The sequence below is a fragment of the Alcanivorax sp. HI0044 genome (assembly GCF_001634945.1).
In genome coordinates this window covers 1-3,115 of record NZ_LWEZ01001210.1, presented here as the reverse complement: position 1 = coordinate 3,115, position 3,115 = coordinate 1, and the positions used below count along the sequence as shown (strand labels likewise).

General features: G+C 61.8%; 4 protein-coding genes. All 4 read left to right on the top strand.

Annotation, left to right across the window (positions count from 1 at the left end; translation table 11 throughout):
• Positions 1 to 42: 42 nt before the first annotated feature.
• Entirely contained in the window at positions 43 to 1,512 is a 1,470-nt protein-coding gene (locus A3730_RS16790) for a leucyl aminopeptidase (protein WP_063521145.1), read from the top strand.
• 70 nt (positions 1,513 to 1,582) lie between these two features.
• Positions 1,583 to 2,002: a DNA polymerase III subunit chi gene (locus tag A3730_RS16785; protein WP_063521144.1), complete on the top strand. Its 420-nt coding sequence runs from the start codon at positions 1,583 to 1,585 to the stop codon at positions 2,000 to 2,002.
• Positions 2,003 to 2,022: 20 nt separating this feature from the next.
• Positions 2,023 to 2,412, top strand: coding sequence for a hypothetical protein (locus A3730_RS16780; RefSeq protein ID WP_063521143.1), 390 nt, complete (start codon positions 2,023 to 2,025; stop codon positions 2,410 to 2,412).
• 164 nt (positions 2,413 to 2,576) lie between these two features.
• The coding region (locus tag A3730_RS16775) for a class I tRNA ligase family protein (RefSeq protein WP_156501233.1) at positions 2,577 to 3,115 on the top strand (539 nt) is incomplete at its 3' end.

Here is a 3,115-nt window from a genome sequence, read left to right as displayed (position 1 = left end):
CGGGTGAACCGCGCCCCACCCTTTTCTTGATCTGGAGACAGCATGGACTTCGCAGTAAGCAACAAGCCCCTGGAAAAAAGCAAGGCAGACGCCCTGGTCGTACTGCTGAGCAAGAAAAATGATCTTCCCGAAGCCCTGCCCGACAGCACCCGCGAACACATTGCCCAGTTCATGAAGGCCGGCGATTTCAGCGCAAGCAAAGGTCAAATGAGTTGGCTGCATACTCCCGCTGGCGCCAACGCGGCCCGCCTGCTGCTGGTCGGCACCGGCGATAGCCCGCTTAGTGACCAGGGCTGGCTCTCCCTGGTACAAAAAACGACCAAAGCCCTGACCGCCGCCCCGGTGAAACAGGCCCTGTGGCTGTTGGATAACTCCCTGCCCCAAACACAGGAATGGCAAGTTCGCGAAGGCAGTCGGGTAGTGGAAGAAAACACCTACCGTTTCGACGCCTACCGCAGCAATCCGGCACCGGCCAGCAAACTGGCCAAACTGACCTTTTGTCACGCGGGTAAAGAACCTGCGCTTGCCAAGGCACACAAAACCGGCAAGGCGGTCGGTGTTGGGGTCAATCTGGCCCGGGATCTGGGCAACCTGCCCCCCAATGACTGCTACCCGGAATACCTGAGCGGCGTGGCCCGCGACATGGCCAAGGACTACGAAAAACTTACCGTGAAAGTGCTGAGCCAGGCACAGGCGGAAAAAATGGGCATGGGCGCCTTCCATGCGGTGGCCAAAGGGTCCGAACGCCAGGGCCAGATCATTGTGATGGAGTACAAAGGCGCCAAACCGACCAAACAAGGCCCCGTGGCACTGGTCGGCAAAGGCATCACCTTCGACACCGGTGGCATCTCCCTGAAACCCGGTGCCACCATGGATGAAATGAAATACGACATGGGCGGTGCCGCCAGCGTTTTCGGCTCCGTAAAGACCGTGTGTGAGTTGGGCCTGCCGATCCATCTGGTCGCCGTCGTGGCCGCCGCAGAAAACATGCCGGACGGGCGGGCCGCCCGCCCCGGGGACATCGTCAAGACCCTGTCCGGGCAGACCGTGGAGATCCTCAACACCGATGCAGAAGGCCGTCTGGTGCTGTGTGATGCGCTGACCTATGTGCAGCAGAAACACAAGCCACATACCGTCATCGACATCGCCACACTCACCGGCGCCTGCGTGGTGGCACTGGGCGCCCATGCCCAGGCGGTTTACGCCAACGATGATGCACTCAGCGAAGCCCTGCTCACCGCGGGCAAGGAAACCGGCGACCGCGGCTGGCCCATGCCCCTGTGGGACGAGTACCAAAGCCAGCTGGACAGTCCCTTCGCTGACATGCAGAACATCGGCGGCCCCAAGGCCGGCTCCATCACCGCCGCGTGCTTCCTGTCCCGCTTCACCAAAGACGTGAAATGGGCGCATCTGGACATCGCTGGCACCGCCTGGGTCAGCGGTGGCATGAACAAAGGTGCCACCGGCCGCCCTGTGCCCATGCTCACCCGCTATTTGATGGACAACGCCTGATGCTTGATGCCAAACGCCTGACAAAACCACCCGCGTCAGGCGTCCGGCGTCGAGCGTCAGGCTTATTGCCATGACCGAAGTCACTTTCTATCTCAGCAGCAAGGCCGGAGACGGTGTGCGCCAGGCGCTGGCCTGGCGGATTGCCGATAAAGCATTGAAACAGGGCCGCCAGGTCTATGTGCATTGCCAGAATGAGGCCCATGCACGGCAAGTGGACGCGCAATTCTGGCAATCTCCTGCAACAGGTTTCTTGCCCCACGCCCTGGGCGGTGAAGGCCAGGCACCGGTATTGCTCGGGTTCGGCGACGACCCCGGCCATCATCACGATGTGCTGATCAACCTCACCGACCAGGTGCCGGACTTTTCGTCCCGTTTCCAGCGGGTGGCCGAAATGATCAGCGGCGCCGAGACCGAACGACAAAAGGGGCGCGAACGCTTCCGCTTCTATCGGGACCGGGGCTTTCCCGTTACCACTCATGAACTGGGCTGACCACTGCGAGCGACACGGCGATGAGCAACAACAAGGAGACGGCAAAACACGCGCTACTCAAGGAACTGGATGATGTCCAGTCGCTGCTAGATGATGCTGACAGCCCGACTCAGCCGCCCCTGCTGAAACCCTCAGCAGACACCTCAGCTCCGGACCCTCAGCGGATCCGGCAGCTCGCCAGCGAACGGGCCAATCCATTCCTGTCTGGCCACCCAGAACCAGGCAACCCGCAAGCGTCGCCAGCACCGTCCGTGCCCACACCTGCCCCACAGCAAGCGCCGGCACCGCGCCCGACGCTGACCAACAGCGATATCGACGCCGCCATTGACGAACTGGTGGCCGAGGCCCTGCCCAAGCTCGAAAAGGCCCTGCGCCTGAAGCTGCGCGCGGCCCTGCGCCGGAAAGCCTGACTCACCTCCTCAGCCCAGATGCCTTTGTGAAAGTGAGCCGCCGTTTCTGTTTGCCTCGCCAGGCATCCGGTGCCCAGTGCCAGGCGTTTTCTCACAACCCGCGACGAACCCGCCCCGCTTCGCTATAATTCGCCCTCATTTTTTCTTGTTTAGAAGCGGTGATCATGGACAAAACCTACCAACCCGATCGCATCGAGCAATCCTGGTATGAACACTGGGAAAAGGCCGGTCATTTCAAGCCGAGCGGCCAGGGTGATTCCTTCTGCATCATGATCCCGCCCCCCAATGTGACCGGCAGCCTGCACATGGGTCACGCCTTCCAGGACACCATCATGGACACCCTGGTGCGCTACCGCCGCATGCAGGGCCGCAACACCCTGTGGCAGGTGGGCACCGACCATGCCGGCATCGCCACCCAGATGGTGGTGGAACGCAAACTGGCCGGCGAAGGCACCAACCGCCACGAGTTGGGCCGTGAGAAATTCCTTGAGAAAGTCTGGGAGTGGAAAGGCGAATCCGGCGGCACCATTACCCGCCAGCTACGCCGCATGGGCGCCAGCGTGGACTGGACCCGCGAGCGCTTCACCATGGACGACGGCCTCTCCAACGCCGTGCGCGAAGTCTTTGTGCGCCTGCACAAGGAAGGCCTGATCTACCGCGGCAAGCGGCTGGTCAACTGGGATCCTGCCCTGCACACCGCCAT